At 71.0% G+C, this 13487-nt stretch carries 12 protein-coding genes; 5 read left to right on the forward strand and 7 right to left on the reverse strand.

Annotated features, from left to right (window positions below):
- Window positions 1-166 precede the first annotated feature (166 nt).
- The 3 genes from ACZ6AA_RS04440 to ACZ6AA_RS04450 all read right to left on the reverse strand — a co-directional run bounded on the left by ACZ6AA_RS04440 (window position 167) and on the right by ACZ6AA_RS04450 (window position 2907).
- Window positions 167-1216, reverse strand: a complete 1050-nt coding sequence (locus tag ACZ6AA_RS04440) for a HAMP domain-containing sensor histidine kinase (protein WP_468452655.1) — start codon at window positions 1214-1216, stop codon at window positions 167-169.
- 179 nt (window positions 1217-1395) lie between these two features.
- Window positions 1396-2136, reverse strand: a complete 741-nt coding sequence (locus ACZ6AA_RS04445) for a response regulator transcription factor (protein WP_016641312.1) — start codon at window positions 2134-2136, stop codon at window positions 1396-1398.
- 66 nt (window positions 2137-2202) lie between these two features.
- Window positions 2203-2907 carry a spermidine synthase family protein gene (locus ACZ6AA_RS04450; RefSeq protein ID WP_471456195.1) on the reverse strand — a complete coding sequence of 235 codons (705 nt, stop codon included), beginning with the start codon at window positions 2905-2907 and terminating at the stop codon, window positions 2203-2205.
- Between the two features lie 418 nt (window positions 2908-3325).
- Here ACZ6AA_RS04450 and ACZ6AA_RS04455 point away from each other — a divergent pair, with 418 nt between their 5' ends.
- The 3 genes from ACZ6AA_RS04455 (at window position 3326) to ACZ6AA_RS04465 (ending at window position 5376) form a co-directional block, all read left to right on the forward strand.
- Window positions 3326-4108 carry a rhomboid-like protein gene (locus ACZ6AA_RS04455; RefSeq protein WP_471456618.1) on the forward strand — a complete coding sequence of 261 codons (783 nt, stop codon included), beginning with the start codon at window positions 3326-3328 and terminating at the stop codon, window positions 4106-4108.
- Window positions 4109-4340: 232 nt separating this feature from the next.
- Window positions 4341-4757 (forward strand): PadR family transcriptional regulator, encoded by a 417-nt coding sequence (locus ACZ6AA_RS04460; protein ID WP_468452555.1) that lies wholly within the window; start codon window positions 4341-4343, stop codon window positions 4755-4757.
- Window positions 4735-5376, forward strand: a complete 642-nt coding sequence (locus ACZ6AA_RS04465) for a hypothetical protein (RefSeq protein ID WP_471456198.1) — start codon at window positions 4735-4737, stop codon at window positions 5374-5376. Before ACZ6AA_RS04460 ends, ACZ6AA_RS04465 begins: the two co-directional genes overlap by 23 nt.
- 111 nt (window positions 5377-5487) lie before the next feature.
- On the opposite strand, the gene ACZ6AA_RS04470 is transcribed toward ACZ6AA_RS04465, so the two are convergent.
- Window positions 5488-6186, reverse strand: coding sequence for a GNAT family N-acetyltransferase (locus ACZ6AA_RS04470; protein ID WP_471456200.1), 699 nt, complete (start codon window positions 6184-6186; stop codon window positions 5488-5490).
- Between the two features lie 179 nt (window positions 6187-6365).
- On the opposite strand from ACZ6AA_RS04470, the gene lon reads away from it, so the two are divergent.
- Complete coding sequence (gene lon / locus ACZ6AA_RS04475; RefSeq protein ID WP_468452549.1) at window positions 6366-8792, forward strand: endopeptidase La; 2427 nt, start codon at window positions 6366-6368, stop codon at window positions 8790-8792.
- Window positions 8793-8970: 178 nt separating this feature from the next.
- Here the strand turns inward: lon and ACZ6AA_RS04480 are convergent, their stop codons facing one another.
- Entirely contained in the window at window positions 8971-9810 is an 840-nt protein-coding gene (locus ACZ6AA_RS04480) for a lysozyme (protein WP_468452547.1), read from the reverse strand.
- A 301-nt stretch (window positions 9811-10111) separates the two neighbouring features.
- Here ACZ6AA_RS04480 and ACZ6AA_RS04485 point away from each other — a divergent pair, with 301 nt between their 5' ends.
- A complete protein-coding gene (locus tag ACZ6AA_RS04485; RefSeq protein ID WP_468452651.1) occupies window positions 10112-10606 on the forward strand; it encodes a MarR family winged helix-turn-helix transcriptional regulator in 495 nt (164 codons plus the stop codon).
- 27 nt (window positions 10607-10633) lie between these two features.
- On the opposite strand, the gene ACZ6AA_RS04490 is transcribed toward ACZ6AA_RS04485, so the two are convergent.
- Together ACZ6AA_RS04490 and ACZ6AA_RS04495 are read right to left on the reverse strand one after the other, a co-directional pair.
- Window positions 10634-11989, reverse strand: a complete 1356-nt coding sequence (locus tag ACZ6AA_RS04490) for a hypothetical protein (RefSeq protein ID WP_468483970.1) — start codon at window positions 11987-11989, stop codon at window positions 10634-10636.
- Between the two features lie 267 nt (window positions 11990-12256).
- Window positions 12257-13102, reverse strand: coding sequence for a protein phosphatase 2C domain-containing protein (locus tag ACZ6AA_RS04495; RefSeq protein WP_471456204.1), 846 nt, complete (start codon window positions 13100-13102; stop codon window positions 12257-12259).
- Window positions 13103-13487: the final 385 nt, after the last annotated feature.

Here is a 13487-nt window from a genome sequence, read left to right on the forward strand (position 1 = left end):
TGTAAATGGCGGGAAACAAGCGAAGTTCGGCTACGGCGAGGCGCCGCGTGGAGCCCTTGTGGGGACGTCTGTGCACGTCCTGGGTACGTCGACACGCGGCTGCGACCCGTTCTGCGCACCGTGCGCGCGCCCAGAGGTCGCTTCCGCTTCGAACCTTACGTCAACTTCAGTCTTCGGGCAGGCCCGGAAGGGTGACCTGAATTCGGCAACCCCGAGCGGATTCGGCCACGCCGATGTGCCCGCCGTGCAGATCGACCGCCCAGCGCGCGATCGCGAGCCCGAGGCCGGTGCCGCCGTCGCTGCCCGGCGGGACACCGACGTGCGCGCCCCGGTTGAAGCGCTCGAAGACGCGGTGCCACTCCGACTCGGGGATGCCAGGACCCTCGTCGAGGACCTCCAGGTCCAGGGACTCCGGGTGGCGCCCGCGCCGGGCGAGCACCGTCACCCGGCCGTGCGGCGGGCTGTGCTTGACCGCGTTGTCGATGAGGTTGGCGACGACCTGGTGAAGCCGCTCGGCGTCCGCGTGGGCGGTCAGCTCCGGAGGCGACACGTCCAGGTGCAGATGCACGTCCGTACGGGTGTGACTGCCGGAGCCCGACGTCATCCCTTTGCGCGCGGAGGCCACCATGTTGGCCTCCTTCAGGACACCCGACAGATAGGGCCACACTTCGAAGCGCCGCGCCTTGAGCGGTACGACGCCGTTGTCCAGGCGCGACAGGTCGAGCAGGGTCTCCACCAGGCGGCCCAGGCGCTCGGTCTGCTTCAGGGCCGTACGCATCGTCTCCGGGTCGGCCGCAGAGACGCCGTCGACGACGTTCTCCAGGACGGCGCGCAACGCGGCGATGGGGGTGCGCAGCTCGTGCGAGACGTTGGCGACGAGCTCCTTGCGCTGCTGGTCCTGCGCCTCCAGATCGTCCGCCATGCGGTTGATCGTCATCGCCACGTCGCCCAGCTCGTCGCGGCGGTCGGCCCCCTGCACGCGGCGCGTGTAGTCGCCGTGCGAGACCGCGCGGGCCACCGAGTTCATCTCGTCGAGGGGCGCGGTGAGGCTGTGGGCGACGAACTGCGTGATCAGCAGGGTCGCGATCACGGAGAAGACCGTGATGAAGCGGAGCTCGGTCTCCGTCTCCATGGCCACCATCAGCAGCCCGGTGGTGATGAAGACCGAGACGACCACCAGAGTGCCGAGCTTGGTCTTGATGGAGAACGGCCGCACACCCGCGAACGGGCCGTTCAGGCCGATGCTCCCGCCCCGGTCGCAGCGCCACTTCCGGACCGTGCCCCGCTCGGCGTCCGCCGTACCGCCGGGGGTGCCGCCCGGGGTGCCGTGCGCACTGCCCGGGGTACCGCTCAGGGCGCCGCGAGCCGTGCCGCCGGCGGCGCCCGGGTCCGCCGTCATGGCGTCGGGGTCTCCAGGGCGTACCCGACCCCGTGCACCGTACGGATGCGTTCCGCCCCGATCTTGCGGCGCAGGGCCTTGATGTGGCTGTCGACGGTGCGGGTGCCGGACGCGTCGGCCCAGTCCCACACCTCGGCGAGCAGTTGCTCGCGGGAAAGCACCGCGCGCGGGGTGTTGGCGAGGCACACCAGGAGGTCGAACTCCGTGGGCGTCAGATGGACGTCCTCGCTGCGCACTCGCACACGCCGCTGCGCGTGGTCGATCTCCAGCTCGCCCAGGCGCAGGATGCCGCTGCGCGGCGTCGTGGCGGCCAGCGCGGCCCGCTCGACCCGGCGCAGCAGCACGTGCACGCGCGCGGCGAGCTCGCGCATCGAGAACGGCTTGGTCATGTAGTCGTCGGCGCCGACGCCGAGCCCGACCAGCATGTCCGTCTCGTCGTCCCGCGCGGTGAGCATCAGCACCGGCACGGGCCGCTGGGCCTGCACGCGTCGGCAGACCTCCAGACCGTCGAATCCCGGCAGCATGATGTCGAGGATCAGTAGATCCGGCTGCCAGGCCTGCGCGGTGTCCACCGCTGCCGGGCCGTCCGCCGCCGTTTGCACGACGAAACCCTCGGCGCGCAGCCGGGCGGCGATGGCGTCGACGATCGTCGGGTCGTCCTCGACCACCAGAACCCGGCGCTGGGCGCCGGGCATCGCTGCCGTGGCGCTGTTGTGGGAGGTGTGTGTCTGCTCCATCGCCCCGCCCCTGACGTGATCGCTTGGTGTCCGGTCAGCAGAGTACGGGGCGTAACGGCACCTCGGCTACGCAGCCCTTGTCGCGAGATGAACCACGTCCGGTACGCCCCGGGCAACGGGGATCTCTTCCGTACGTACGTGTTGGAACCCGGCATTCCGTAGAGCGGAGTCGAAAGCGGGTGAGGGCTGCGCGGACCACACGGCGAGAACTCCGCCGGGGTTCAGACGGGCCTGGCAGGCGGCGAGGCCGGCGGGGGAGTAGAGGCTCTCGTTGCCCTCGGTGACGGTCCAGTCGGGGCCGTTGTCGATGTCGAGGCACAGGGCGTCGTATGCGCCGGAAGGGGTGTTGGCGCCTGCGAATGAGCCGTTGACATATGCGATCAGGTCGGTGTGCAGGATCTCCGTGCGCGGGTCGGCGAGCGCCTCCCTGGACAGCTCCGACAGCGGTCCTTCGAGGTGCCAGTCGATGATGGCCCGCTCGCGCTCGACCACGGAAATACGGCCCCAGCGCGGGTCCTTGGCGGCGTGGGAGAGGGAGAAGCCGACGCCCAGACCGCCGATGAGAACGCTCGGCCGGGGCCGTCCGTCCAGGGCGTCGTACGCCGCGTCGACGAGGAGCCGCTCGGAGCGGCCGTCCGAGGTGTCCATCAGGAACATGCCGTTGGCAATGATCTGCAACAGGCCTCCGTGGCGGCGCAGCACGACTTCGCCGTAGGGGCCTTCGTGCCGGTCGAGAACCACGGGGGGATCGGGTCGGTACGGGGTGTGCATCGGCCCATTTTGCTGCTGTCCCGCAGGCGTGTGCTGCGGGACGCCGGGGAATGGTGTGAGGTTGCTGTGAGTTCCTGTGAGTCGCGTCTCACGTGGCGTCGGTCATAGACAGCAGGGGAAAGATCGGTGAAGCGTGATCCCGTGATCTTTCTGTGATGGAAGATCAGTGAAGCCGTGATGGAAGGAGCGCCTCAGCGTGGACCGGTCTGTGCGGGTTTCGGGCGGGGGCGCCGCCGTGGGTGAGGGTGGCGGCGGCGGAACGGCGGCCGAGGTTTCTGCGGGTGCTGCGGGTGCTGCGGGTGCTGCGGGTGCTGCGGGTGCCGGGGGCGCCGGGGGTGCCGGGGGCGCCGGGGGCGCCGCGGGTCTGCCGGGGGTCGTGGGTGCGGAGGCGCTGCTCGGGGCCGCGGGGCTCGTGACGCTGGACGCGGTGCCGAGCCAGGCCGGCGGGTCGAGCCGTGCGGGCGCGGCGGGGCTTGTCGCTGGGCCGGTGTCGGGGGTGCCCGAGGAGGCGGCCCACGGTGCGGGTGCCGGGGCGAGAGCCGGGGCCTGCCGGGCGCGGGCGGGGCTTCGGGGGCTGCGCGGGCTGCGGCCGTGGCGGCTGCTGCCGTCGCCGACCGGTACGCCCTTCACCTTCGGATACGCCGCCGTCCTCCTCCTGACCTCACTCTTCGCCGAATACGGCGACCCCTCCCTCGTCTCCTCCCTGCATCAGGGTTCGAGCACGGACGTGGCGCACCTCGCGGACCGGCCGATGTTCGTCCTCGTCGCCAGCGCGCTGTGGATCGCGGGCGGAATCACTTCGCCGTACGCCATCGTGTTCCTGCTGGTCCTCACCGCGCTGGAGCGCCGCGTCGGCGGACTGCGCACCGCGGGCGTCTTCCTGCTCGGGCACGCCGTCGCCACGCTGGCCACCGAGGTCCCGGTCGGGCTCTCGGTCCTGGCCGGCCATCTGCCCGGCAGCTCCGCGTACCGCCTCGACTACGGCATCAGCTTCGGCGTCGCCGCCAGCGTCGGCGCGCTCGCCGGGCTCCTCACGCCGTGGCTTCGCTGGGCCCTCCTAGCGGGGTTCGGCTGGATGCTGATCCAGGACCTCATCGCCTTCACGGACCCGATGACCAACTGGGGCCATCTGCTCGCGCTGGTCGTGGGGGTCGCGACGTGGCCGCTGCTGCGGGGGCATGGACGGAGCGCTTCCGCGTAGGTCGTCCGGCCTGCGGTCGCGGCTGGGGCTGGGGCTGAACGGTCCCTGAGTCCCGTGCGTTCCGCCGCGAGTCCTGTGAGCCCTGTGAGTCCTGTGAGGCCCATGAGGTCCGGGGGCTTGATGTCACTCATGTGGCCGATGGGGCCGATTTCTCTGCCGCGATGTACGTGGAGTGACGCCCTCCGGATAAATGTCTTGCGGTGCAAGGTACTTCGCGACTATCTTGTACCGCATGACAAAGGAACTGTCCGCGATGCACGACCAGCGTCGCAGTCAGTTGCTGCGCGGGGTGCTCGACCTGTGCCTGCTCGCGCTCATCGGCGAACGACCCCGGTATGGGTACGAGTTCGTGGAGGCCCTCACCGAGAGCGGCCTCGACCTGGTGAGTGAGGGCAGCATCTACCCCCTGCTCGCCCGGATGGAGCGGGCGGGGCTGGTCGACTCCTATCGCGCTCCGTCCGCCGCGGGCGGGGCGCCGCGCAAGTACTACCGCCTCACCGACGCGGGCGCGGCCGAGCTGGCCGCGGGCCGCGCCACTTGGAGCACCTTCACGGTGGCCGTCTCCAGGACCTTGGGGGACCAGGGGGATGCAGGGAACAGCGACACGGGGGATACAGGGGCACGGCATGACACATCAGACGACCAGTGAGACGACGATCGGCGGCGACGTGACCGCGGACGACCGCGCGCCGGAGGGCGTGCCCGGTGAGGTGGGGCGCGCCCGGGTGCTGGCGGTCTGCCGAAGCAACTGGGAGTACAGAGGCATCGACGACGCCTCCGTGCGCGAGATGCTGGCCGAGCTCTCCGAGCACCTGGAGGAGGCCGCGGCGGCGGGCCGCTCCCCGGAGGACGTGGTGGGCGCGGACGTGCCGGGCTTCGCCGCCTCCTGGGCCCGGGCGCGCACACCCCTGCATCTGCGGGTGCTGCGGATGGCCGCGCTGATCCCGTTCGTCCTCGGCGGGCTGCTGCTCTTCACGCATCTGCTCGACCGGACGCTCACGCTGTCCGTCGAGGCCCCGCGCATAGCGTTCTACGCAGTGATAATCGCGGGCAGCGTCGCCCTGGAGCTGCGGCGGGGAACCCTCGGTTTCGTGCGATGGCTGCTGGTCGGGTTGATAGGCATCGGGTTCGCCCAACTCACCACCTGGCTCGCGGGCGACGACACGCTTTTCCGGCTGCCCGTGTGGGCGACGCTGCTCCTGATGCTGCCCGGGGTGCCCTACGCCTACGTGGACATCCGCGCGAGAAAGGCGGCGGTGGCCGAGTAGTCGGGGCGCTCAAGGCGGCCGGGGTGGCTGGGGCGCTCAAGGGGTGCTCGGGGCAGCCTGGGCGGCCGGGGTACCCCAGGGGTGCTCGGGTGGCCTGTGCGGTCGAGGGGGTCAGGCCTCTTCCGGCCCCTTCCTGCGCGCACTCGTCAGGCCGGCGACCACCTGCCACCCCAGCGACTCGTAGAGGGCGCGTCCTTCCGGAGTCCCGGCCAGTACGCCGATCTCCGCGCCTTCGTCGACGGCGGCGGCCGCGAGGGTGCGCATCACCAGGCTTCCCAGGCCCCTGCGGCGGTGCTGCGGGGAGGTCTCGATCTGGTCGGCGACGGCGGTGCGGCCGGTCGGCGCGATCTGACCGCGAGCTGCCCAGTGGCCGTCCGTGGTGGTGACCATCGCGCGGAAGACGCCGCCCCGCGACCAGGTGCGGAGCCGATAGCCGTCCGGGACGACGAGGTGGTTCGGGGGGACCGGGGCGAGCGGCACGGTCATCAGGTAGCCGTCCTCCGGGTCGATCCACCACTCGGGGCCGAGCCAGGGGGCGACGCGGTCCGGGAAGTCGAAGACCTTCAGCCAGACGTCGGCGCCGGTCACCGATGAGGCGACCTTGCGTACGTCCGACTCCTGGACGTACGCGCCGGTGGCGCCGAGGACGTGCCGGTAAGGGTGCTTGATGTGGCCGACGTCGATCGTGAAGCCCCAGGGCTCCACGGCCGGTGGGGCGGTGCCGCGGGAGACGCCCCAGCCGTCGATCCAGGCCCGTACGGCGTCGCGGCCCGCAAGGGGGGATCCCGCTGCTCCCTCTGTCGCATGCATGGGGCAACCCTTCAGATGACGACTGGCGTGTAATGGCTGCAACTGCTGAGAGAACCTTACGTAGAGGGATTTCGGCGGCGACAGAGGTGATCGCTGACAGCGAACAAGTCCGGGGGAACATTCAGAGGCTCATAAGCATTGAGTCGGTATAGCTCAACTTGAATGCCGAAGGGGAGATCATGGCTGCTGAGTCCACGTCGTACACACCGCTCGCTCTGCCCGTGCTGCCGCTCGATGACGAGATCGTGCTGCCCGGCATGGTGGTGCCGTTCGACCTGTCCGATGCCGAAGTACGAGCCGCGGTGGAGGCCGCGCAGGCCGCCGCGCGGTCCAGTGGAAGCAGTAGCAAGCCGAAGGTGCTGCTTGTTCCGCGGATCGACGGGACGTATGCGGGCATGGGCGTGCTCGGGACGGTCGAGCAGGTCGGTCGGCTCGCGGACGGGGATCCGGGGGCGCTGATCCGCGCTCGCGGGCGGGTGCGCATCGGTGCGGGTACGACCGGGCCGGGCGCGGCCCTGTGGGTGGAGGGCGCGCGGGTCGAGGAGACCGTGCCCGACCCGCTGCCCGGTGCCACCGCCGAGCTGGTCAAGGAGTACAAGGCGCTGGCCACGAGCTGGCTGAAGAAGCGCGGGGCCTGGCAGGTGGTCGACCGCGTGCAGCAGATCGACGACGTGTCGGCGCTCGCGGACAACTCCGGGTACTCGCCGTTCCTCACCACGGAGCAGAAGGTCCAGCTCCTGGAGACCGAGGACCCGACGGCGCGCCTGAGGCTGGCCACCGAGCAGCTGCGGGAGCACCTGGCCGAGCAGGACGTGGCCGAGTCCATCGCCAAGGACGTGCAGGAGGGTGTCGACAAGCAGCAGCGCGAGTTCCTGCTGCGGCGCCAGCTGGAGGCGGTGCGCAAGGAGCTGCGCGAGCTGGACGGCAAGGAGGGCGAGGAGGAGTCCGACGACTACCGCGCCCGGGTCGAGGCCGCCGACCTGCCGGAGAACGTGCGGGAAGCGGCGCTGAAGGAAGTCGAGAAGCTGGAGCGCGCGAGCGACCAGTCGCCCGAGGGCTCCTGGATCCGCACGTGGCTCGACACGGTGCTCGAACTGCCGTGGAACGAGCGAACCGACGACAGCGCCTCCGGGTACGACATCAAGGGCGCCCAGGAGATCCTCGACGCGGAGCACGCGGGCCTGCAGGACGTGAAGGAGCGCATCACCGAGTACCTGGCGGTGCGCAAGCGGCGCGCGGACCGGGGCATGGGAGTCGTGGGCGGACGGCGCGGTGGCGCGGTCCTGGCCCTGGTCGGCCCGCCCGGAGTCGGCAAGACATCGCTCGGGGAGTCCGTGGCGCACGCCATGGGGCGCAAGTTCGTGCGGGTCGCGCTCGGTGGTGTGCGGGACGAGGCGGAGATCCGCGGGCACCGGCGTACGTACGTGGGCGCGCTGCCCGGGCGGATCGTGCGGGCCATCAAGGAGGCCGGGTCCATGAACCCGGTGGTGCTGCTCGACGAGATCGACAAGGTCGGCTCCGACTTCCGGGGCGACCCGGCGGCCGCGCTCCTCGAAGTGCTCGACCCGGCGCAGAACCACACCTTCCGCGACCACTACCTGGAGGTCGAACTCGACCTGAGCGACGTGGTGTTCCTGGCGACGGCCAATGTGCTCGAGGCCATCCCGGAGGCGCTGCTCGACCGCATGGAGCTGGTCAGGCTCGACGGGTACACGGAGGACGAGAAGGTCGTCATCGCCCGGGACCACCTGCTGCCGCGACAGTTGGAGCGGGCCGGGCTCGGCGACGGCGAGGTGACGATCGACGAGGGCGCGCTGCGCAAGCTGGCGGGGGAGTACACCCGCGAGGCGGGCGTGCGCAATCTGGAGCGGTCCGTCGCCCGGCTGCTCCGCAAGGTCGCGGCGCAGCACGAACTGGGCGAGCGGGAGCTGCCGTTCACGGTCGGCGCGGACGAGCTGCGCGGGCTGATCGGGCGGCCGCACCATGTGCCGGAGTCCGCGCAGGACCCGTCCGAGCGGCGGACCGCGGTGCCCGGTGTGGCCACGGGGCTCGCGGTCACCGGGGCCGGTGGCGACGTGCTGTTCGTGGAGGCGTCGCTGGCCGACCCGGAGACGGGTGCGGCGGGTCTGACGCTCACCGGACAGCTCGGTGACGTGATGAAGGAGTCCGCGCAGATCGCGCTGTCGTTCCTGCGCTCGCGCGGCGCCGAACTGGAGCTGCCCGTGGGCGACTTGAAGGAGCGGGGCGTGCACATCCACTTCCCCGCGGGCGCCGTGCCGAAGGACGGGCCGAGCGCGGGCGTCACGATGACGACGGCGCTGGCGTCGCTGCTCAGCGGCCGCCTGGTCCGTACGGATGTGGCGATGACCGGTGAGGTGTCGCTGACCGGACGGGTGCTGCCCATCGGCGGTGTGAAGCAGAAGCTGCTCGCCGCGCACCGGGCGGGGATCACCACGGTTGTGATCCCCAAGCGGAACGAGCCGGACTTGGACGACGTCCCGGCCGAGGTCCTGGAGAAGCTGGACGTGCACGCGGTGACGGACGTCCGCCAGGTCCTGGAGCTGGCCCTGGCACCGGCCGAGGTGCGGGTTCCGGCGGCGGCGTGACACAGCCACCCGTCGCGGCGTGACGGGCGCGGCGGGGAAGGGCGAGGCCCGGACCCCCAGGAGGGTCCGGGCCTCACCGCTCACCCGTGCGGCGTCGACTGCCCGGTGGGCGGGAGCGGGCACACGGGAGGCGTGGCTGAAGGGTGGTGATGGTGTGGGTGGGCGGGAGAGGGCGCGGTCAGCCGTTGGCCAGGGCCTGCACCCTGTCGTAGGCGCCGTTGAACTTGTTGTGGTCACCGACGATGGGGCCGGTCGACGTGTACTGCCACATGGTGTGGAAGCCCCAGCCGGCCGGGAGTTCGCCGGGGCTGGTGTTGTAGCGGGCGATCCACAGGGGGTTGGTGTTGCCGAAGCCGCCGTAGTTGCCGGTGCACTGCTTCCACCAGCTGGTTGCGGTGTAGATGACGGCGTCACGGCCGGTGCGGGCCTTGTAGGTGGTGAGGAAGTCGCGGATCCAGTCGACCATCGCGCCCTGGGACTTGCCGAAGCAGGCCGCGCCGTAGGGGTTCCACTCGATGTCGAGGGCGCCCGGCAGGGTCTTGCCGTCGCGGGACCAGCCGCCACCGTTGCTCGCGAAGTAGTTGGCCTGGGCGGCGCCGCTTGAGGTGTCGGGGGTGGCGAAGTGGTAGGCGCCGCGGATCATGCCGATGTTGTACGAGCCGTTGTACTGCTGGGCGAAGTACGGGTTCTTGTAGGAGGTGGACTCGGTCGCCTTGACGTAGGCCCACCGCACGCCGCTGTTCCACAGGGCGGACCAGTTGACGTTGCCCTGGTGGCTGCTGACGTCGACGCCCTCGGTCTGGACGGCGTCGCCGCCGCTGGGACGGCCGCCCTGGCCGTCGTGTTCGAGGACGCCCATGCCCATGCGGGCGGAGCCGCGCGGCGGGACGTCGTCACCGTCGGCGGCCGATGCGGCGCCGGGCAGGGTGATGAGGAGGGTCAGGGCGGAGAGGACGGCGAGGAGAATGCCGGCCGCGGGGTGGGCGCGACGGGCGGTACCAGGTCTGTGCACGGGCATGGCGTGCCTCCGAATGGCCTCGTGGAGTCGCGTGCGCAGGCGCGCCTTTTCCCTACGTGGGGTTCACGGTTCCCGCGTCGTACGGAGGGCGTGCGGTGGGTACGGGACTCGGTGGGGGGACCTGTCGACATGTCGCTGGTGTGAACATGTCATCAATGACGCTACGCACGTAGACCCCGAAAGGGGAAGAGGTACTCGCGCCCGCCGTTGGTCTACGCCTGCGAAATACTGGTCGAGCTGCGGCGATGGCCGTGGGCGGCGGAAACTTTCAGGATCGGAAAAGTGTGGCATGGGTGCTGACATGCGCGAGGACGCGGGCCGCGGCGAGGGTGCCGGGGCGGGCGAGGCCGGGTCCGGCGGTGGTGTGGACCACGAATTCCTGTCCCTGGAACGGGAGCTGACGCTGCTGCTGCGCCGGGCGCGGGCCTCGTCCGGGGAGATGGCCCGGCAGGTGCATCCGGATCTGGAACCGGCCGCGTACGGGCTGCTGGCGTTCCTGGACGAGTCGGGGCCGCGGCGGGCCACCGATCTCGCCGCGTTCATCGGGGTCGGCAAGGCGACGATGAGCAGGCAGCTGCGGGGGCTGGAGCAGCTGGGGCTGGTCGTGCGCGAGCCAGACCCCGCCGACGGCAGGGCCTGGCTCGTGCGGCTCACGGAGGAAGGGCGTGAGCGGTTCTGGACGGTCCGGGGGGCCCGGCGGGAGCGGTACGTCCGGCAGCTCGCCGGGTGGGACCGGGGGGAGGTGGCCGAGCTGGCCCGGCTGCTGGGGAAGCTGAACGCCGGGGCCGAGTCCTAGGCCTCTGCTTCTCCCCGGACGCCGTCCCTACTTCTCCCCGAACACCACCGCCAGCGGCTGCGCCGTCTTGTACACCGTCGACGGCTCCGTCACATGGTCCGCGCCCAGGTAGAGGCGGCCGCCCGTGTAGAGGGCGCGGCGGTCCGACTCGAAGCGGGACTCCATCTCGTAGCTGTCCGCCGGGTGCTGGAGGACCTGCTCGGCCTTGAGGGTGCCCGGGTCGGCCCGCCAGACGCCGCCGCCCTCCTCGCGAGCCACGTTCGCCTCCTGGTACGCGATGACCTTGCCGGAGTCGTCGAGGCCGATCGGCACCAGACGGCCCGAGTCCGAGCCGGGCGTCCGGCGCAGCTGCTTGCCGGTCTTCAGATCGAAGGACACCAGGTCGTTCCTGGCCTCGGACGAACTGCTCGCGGGCTCCGAAGTGCCCAGGTACAGCGCGTTCTTCTCCTTGCTGACCGCGAGCTGGGCGCAGCCCGTGACCTCGGTGGCCGGGCACTCGGCCTCGTACTTGCCGTGCTTGCCGCCGCCCGCGGGGATCGTGCTCAGCTCCTTGCCGCGCGCGGCGCTGTCGTCGACGGTGATGAACCGCGAGATCCCGGACCCGCCCTGCGACTTGCCGTCGTCGGCGGCGAGCACCAGCGGGTCGACGGCGACCACGTGGACGTACTCCGTGCCCTGCGGCAGCTTGTACGTGGACTTCGCCGCGCGGGTCGCCGGGTCGACCGTCTCCACCTGGAGCTTGGGGTTGTCGGTGTCGCCGCAGTCGCGGACCGCGACCAGCTTGGTGTCGTCGCCCGCGTGGCCGACCGTGTCGCAGGTCTCGTCGGACGGCTTCCACAGGGGCGTGCCGTCGAGCTTCCAGCCCGCGCTCGCGCTGGTGCCCGCCGCGGCGACCGTGCCGCCGCCGACCGTGATCTCGTCGAACATCTCCGCGTTGCCGTCGGCGTTCACGCCCTGCTTGTGCCAGAGCATTTTGCCGCGCCGGATGTCGACCACGCCGACTTCCGTGCACACCGACGGGTCGTCCTTGTCGTTCTGGAAGACGACGGCGACCTTTCCGTCCTTGGTAGGTGTCTGGGACGACCAGCAGATCTCACCGGTGAGCGGGACCTCCCACTCGGCCTTTCCGCCTGCCAATGGATAGCCGGATATCTTCTTGAGCCCGGCCTTGACGAAATTCTTGTCCGTCGTCCACATGCCCATGGCCCCGGCCATCTCGCTGACCTTCGGCTGCGCCACCTCGGCGAGCACCTTCGCCTCGGCCCCGGCCGAACCCGAACCGCCCTCCTCGCTGTCGCCGCTGTCGTCGTCCGAACCACAGCCGCTGAGCACCAGCGCGGCCGCGAGTACCGAACCCGCGATGGCCGCCATGCGCCGGGACATTCAATTCTCCTTCGTGCGCGGGCACATGACCGGATGTGGTCATGCGTTCCCCATGCCCGCTGATCCTTCCCTGTCGCGGAATGGAATTTCAACAGGCAATTCCTGATCTCTGCTTCAGTTGAAATGTTCCCGAGATCAGTTCGCCGCGATTGCGGGAATGGATGAATTGAATTGTTTTTGTTTGTGTCCCGGTCGGCGGGGGGCGAAACGTCCGCGGGGCCGCAACTCCCCGCGCCCGCGGGGTCGTAACTCCCCGCGCCCGCGGAGCTACAGCTCCACGATCACCACCGCCGCGTCGTCATGCCGCTTCCCACGCGGGAACACCGCGCCCTGAGGGTCGGCCCGCTCCAGCTCCCGCACCCGGTCCACCAGCGCCTGCGGCCCGCTCTTGCGCAGCAGCGCGAAGCAGTCCGCCCAGTTGCCCTCGCGGAACGTCTCGACCCAGCGCCCGGCGCCGTCCGTCAGGGCGGCGAGCGCGGTGACGGCCGCGCGGGGGCGGGTGCCGGTGACCGCGAGCGCGGCCACCGCCGGATCCGCCGCCGCCGTGAAGAAGCCGCCCTCGGCGTTTCGCAGGGCCTCGACCGCCGCCGCGTACCTGCGCCCCTCCGCCTGCCGCTCCGCCGAGCCGCGCGGCAGCGCCCGAACGGCGTCGCGCTGCTCACGGACCGCGTCCGGGAGCTGGTCGAGCCGCGGGTCGAGGACCGCCTCCACCTCGCCGTCGGCGCCCGCCACGAGCAGCGCGGAGTCCGACAGGACCAGGTGCTCGACGCGCTCCGCGTCCCACCGCGCGAGGACCACCGTCGCCTGCGGGGTGCGCGGGTGAGAAAGGTCACAGGTGTCACGGTGGGTGTCCGCGGTGCGCGCGATGGCCGCCGCGAGGATCTCGGGCAGCGTCATATCCCGCCGTGAAACGGACAGTTCGCCCAGGGCGCCGCCGAGGCGGGCGGTGAACCACGGGACGGTGTGCGAGCAGCCGGCGTCGCCGGACGGAGGCGTCACCCCGTCCAGGAGCACCAGTGATCCGCCCTGTCCGGACGCGGGGAGCGCCACCGACGCGTAGTCCTCGTTGGGGCGGTCCGGGTCGCCGGGTTCGGTGGTCAGTTCGATGCGCATTCCGCCAGTCTGCCCGAGGCGCGCGTCAACGCCCGGGACGGGCGTGGTGGGCGGCGGAGCGGGGGAGTCGGCAGGTCAGGCGCCGGATTTCGGCCGGAATGATCAACTCCGACGTCGGTGTGGCGGCGCATCCTGCCAAAGCCGCCCACAGACGTCCAACTGGCACACCGCGCGCGGCCCGCACGACACGCAGGGTGACTTGCTCACCAACTCCCTGCCGATGTTCACTCCTTCAGGTGGCCAGGCAGACGATGCTCGACTGCCGCGCTCCGGCACTGGAATCGTCTGCGAAGGTCGGGAACCGTGCCGGGAGCGCTCGCGTTGACGGATCGTCACCTGGGCCCTAGGGCAGACGAAAACAGGAATGCGAGCACCGGTGCAAGAG

The sequence above is a fragment of the Streptomyces sp. NPDC040610 genome, assembly GCF_055594065.1.

Coding starts and splice junctions, on each gene's coding strand:
- ACZ6AA_RS04480 (WP_468452547.1), bottom strand. CDS start 9,810: ATGCCCGTGCACAGACCTGGTACCGCCCGTCGCGCCCACCCCGCGGCC.
- ACZ6AA_RS04490 (WP_468483970.1), bottom strand. CDS start 11,989: ATGTCCCGGCGCATGGCGGCCATCGCGGGTTCGGTACTCGCGGCCGCG.
- ACZ6AA_RS04450 (WP_471456195.1), bottom strand. CDS start 2,907: ATGCACACCCCGTACCGACCCGATCCCCCCGTGGTTCTCGACCGGCAC.
- ACZ6AA_RS04460 (WP_468452555.1), top strand. CDS start 4,341: ATGACAAAGGAACTGTCCGCGATGCACGACCAGCGTCGCAGTCAGTTG.
- ACZ6AA_RS04465 (WP_471456198.1), top strand. CDS start 4,735: ATGACACATCAGACGACCAGTGAGACGACGATCGGCGGCGACGTGACC.
- ACZ6AA_RS04470 (WP_471456200.1), bottom strand. CDS start 6,186: ATGCATGCGACAGAGGGAGCAGCGGGATCCCCCCTTGCGGGCCGCGAC.
- ACZ6AA_RS04445 (WP_016641312.1), bottom strand. CDS start 2,136: ATGGAGCAGACACACACCTCCCACAACAGCGCCACGGCAGCGATGCCC.
- ACZ6AA_RS04485 (WP_468452651.1), top strand. CDS start 10,112: ATGCGCGAGGACGCGGGCCGCGGCGAGGGTGCCGGGGCGGGCGAGGCC.
- lon (WP_468452549.1), top strand. CDS start 6,366: ATGGCTGCTGAGTCCACGTCGTACACACCGCTCGCTCTGCCCGTGCTG.
- ACZ6AA_RS04495 (WP_471456204.1), bottom strand. CDS start 13,102: ATGCGCATCGAACTGACCACCGAACCCGGCGACCCGGACCGCCCCAAC.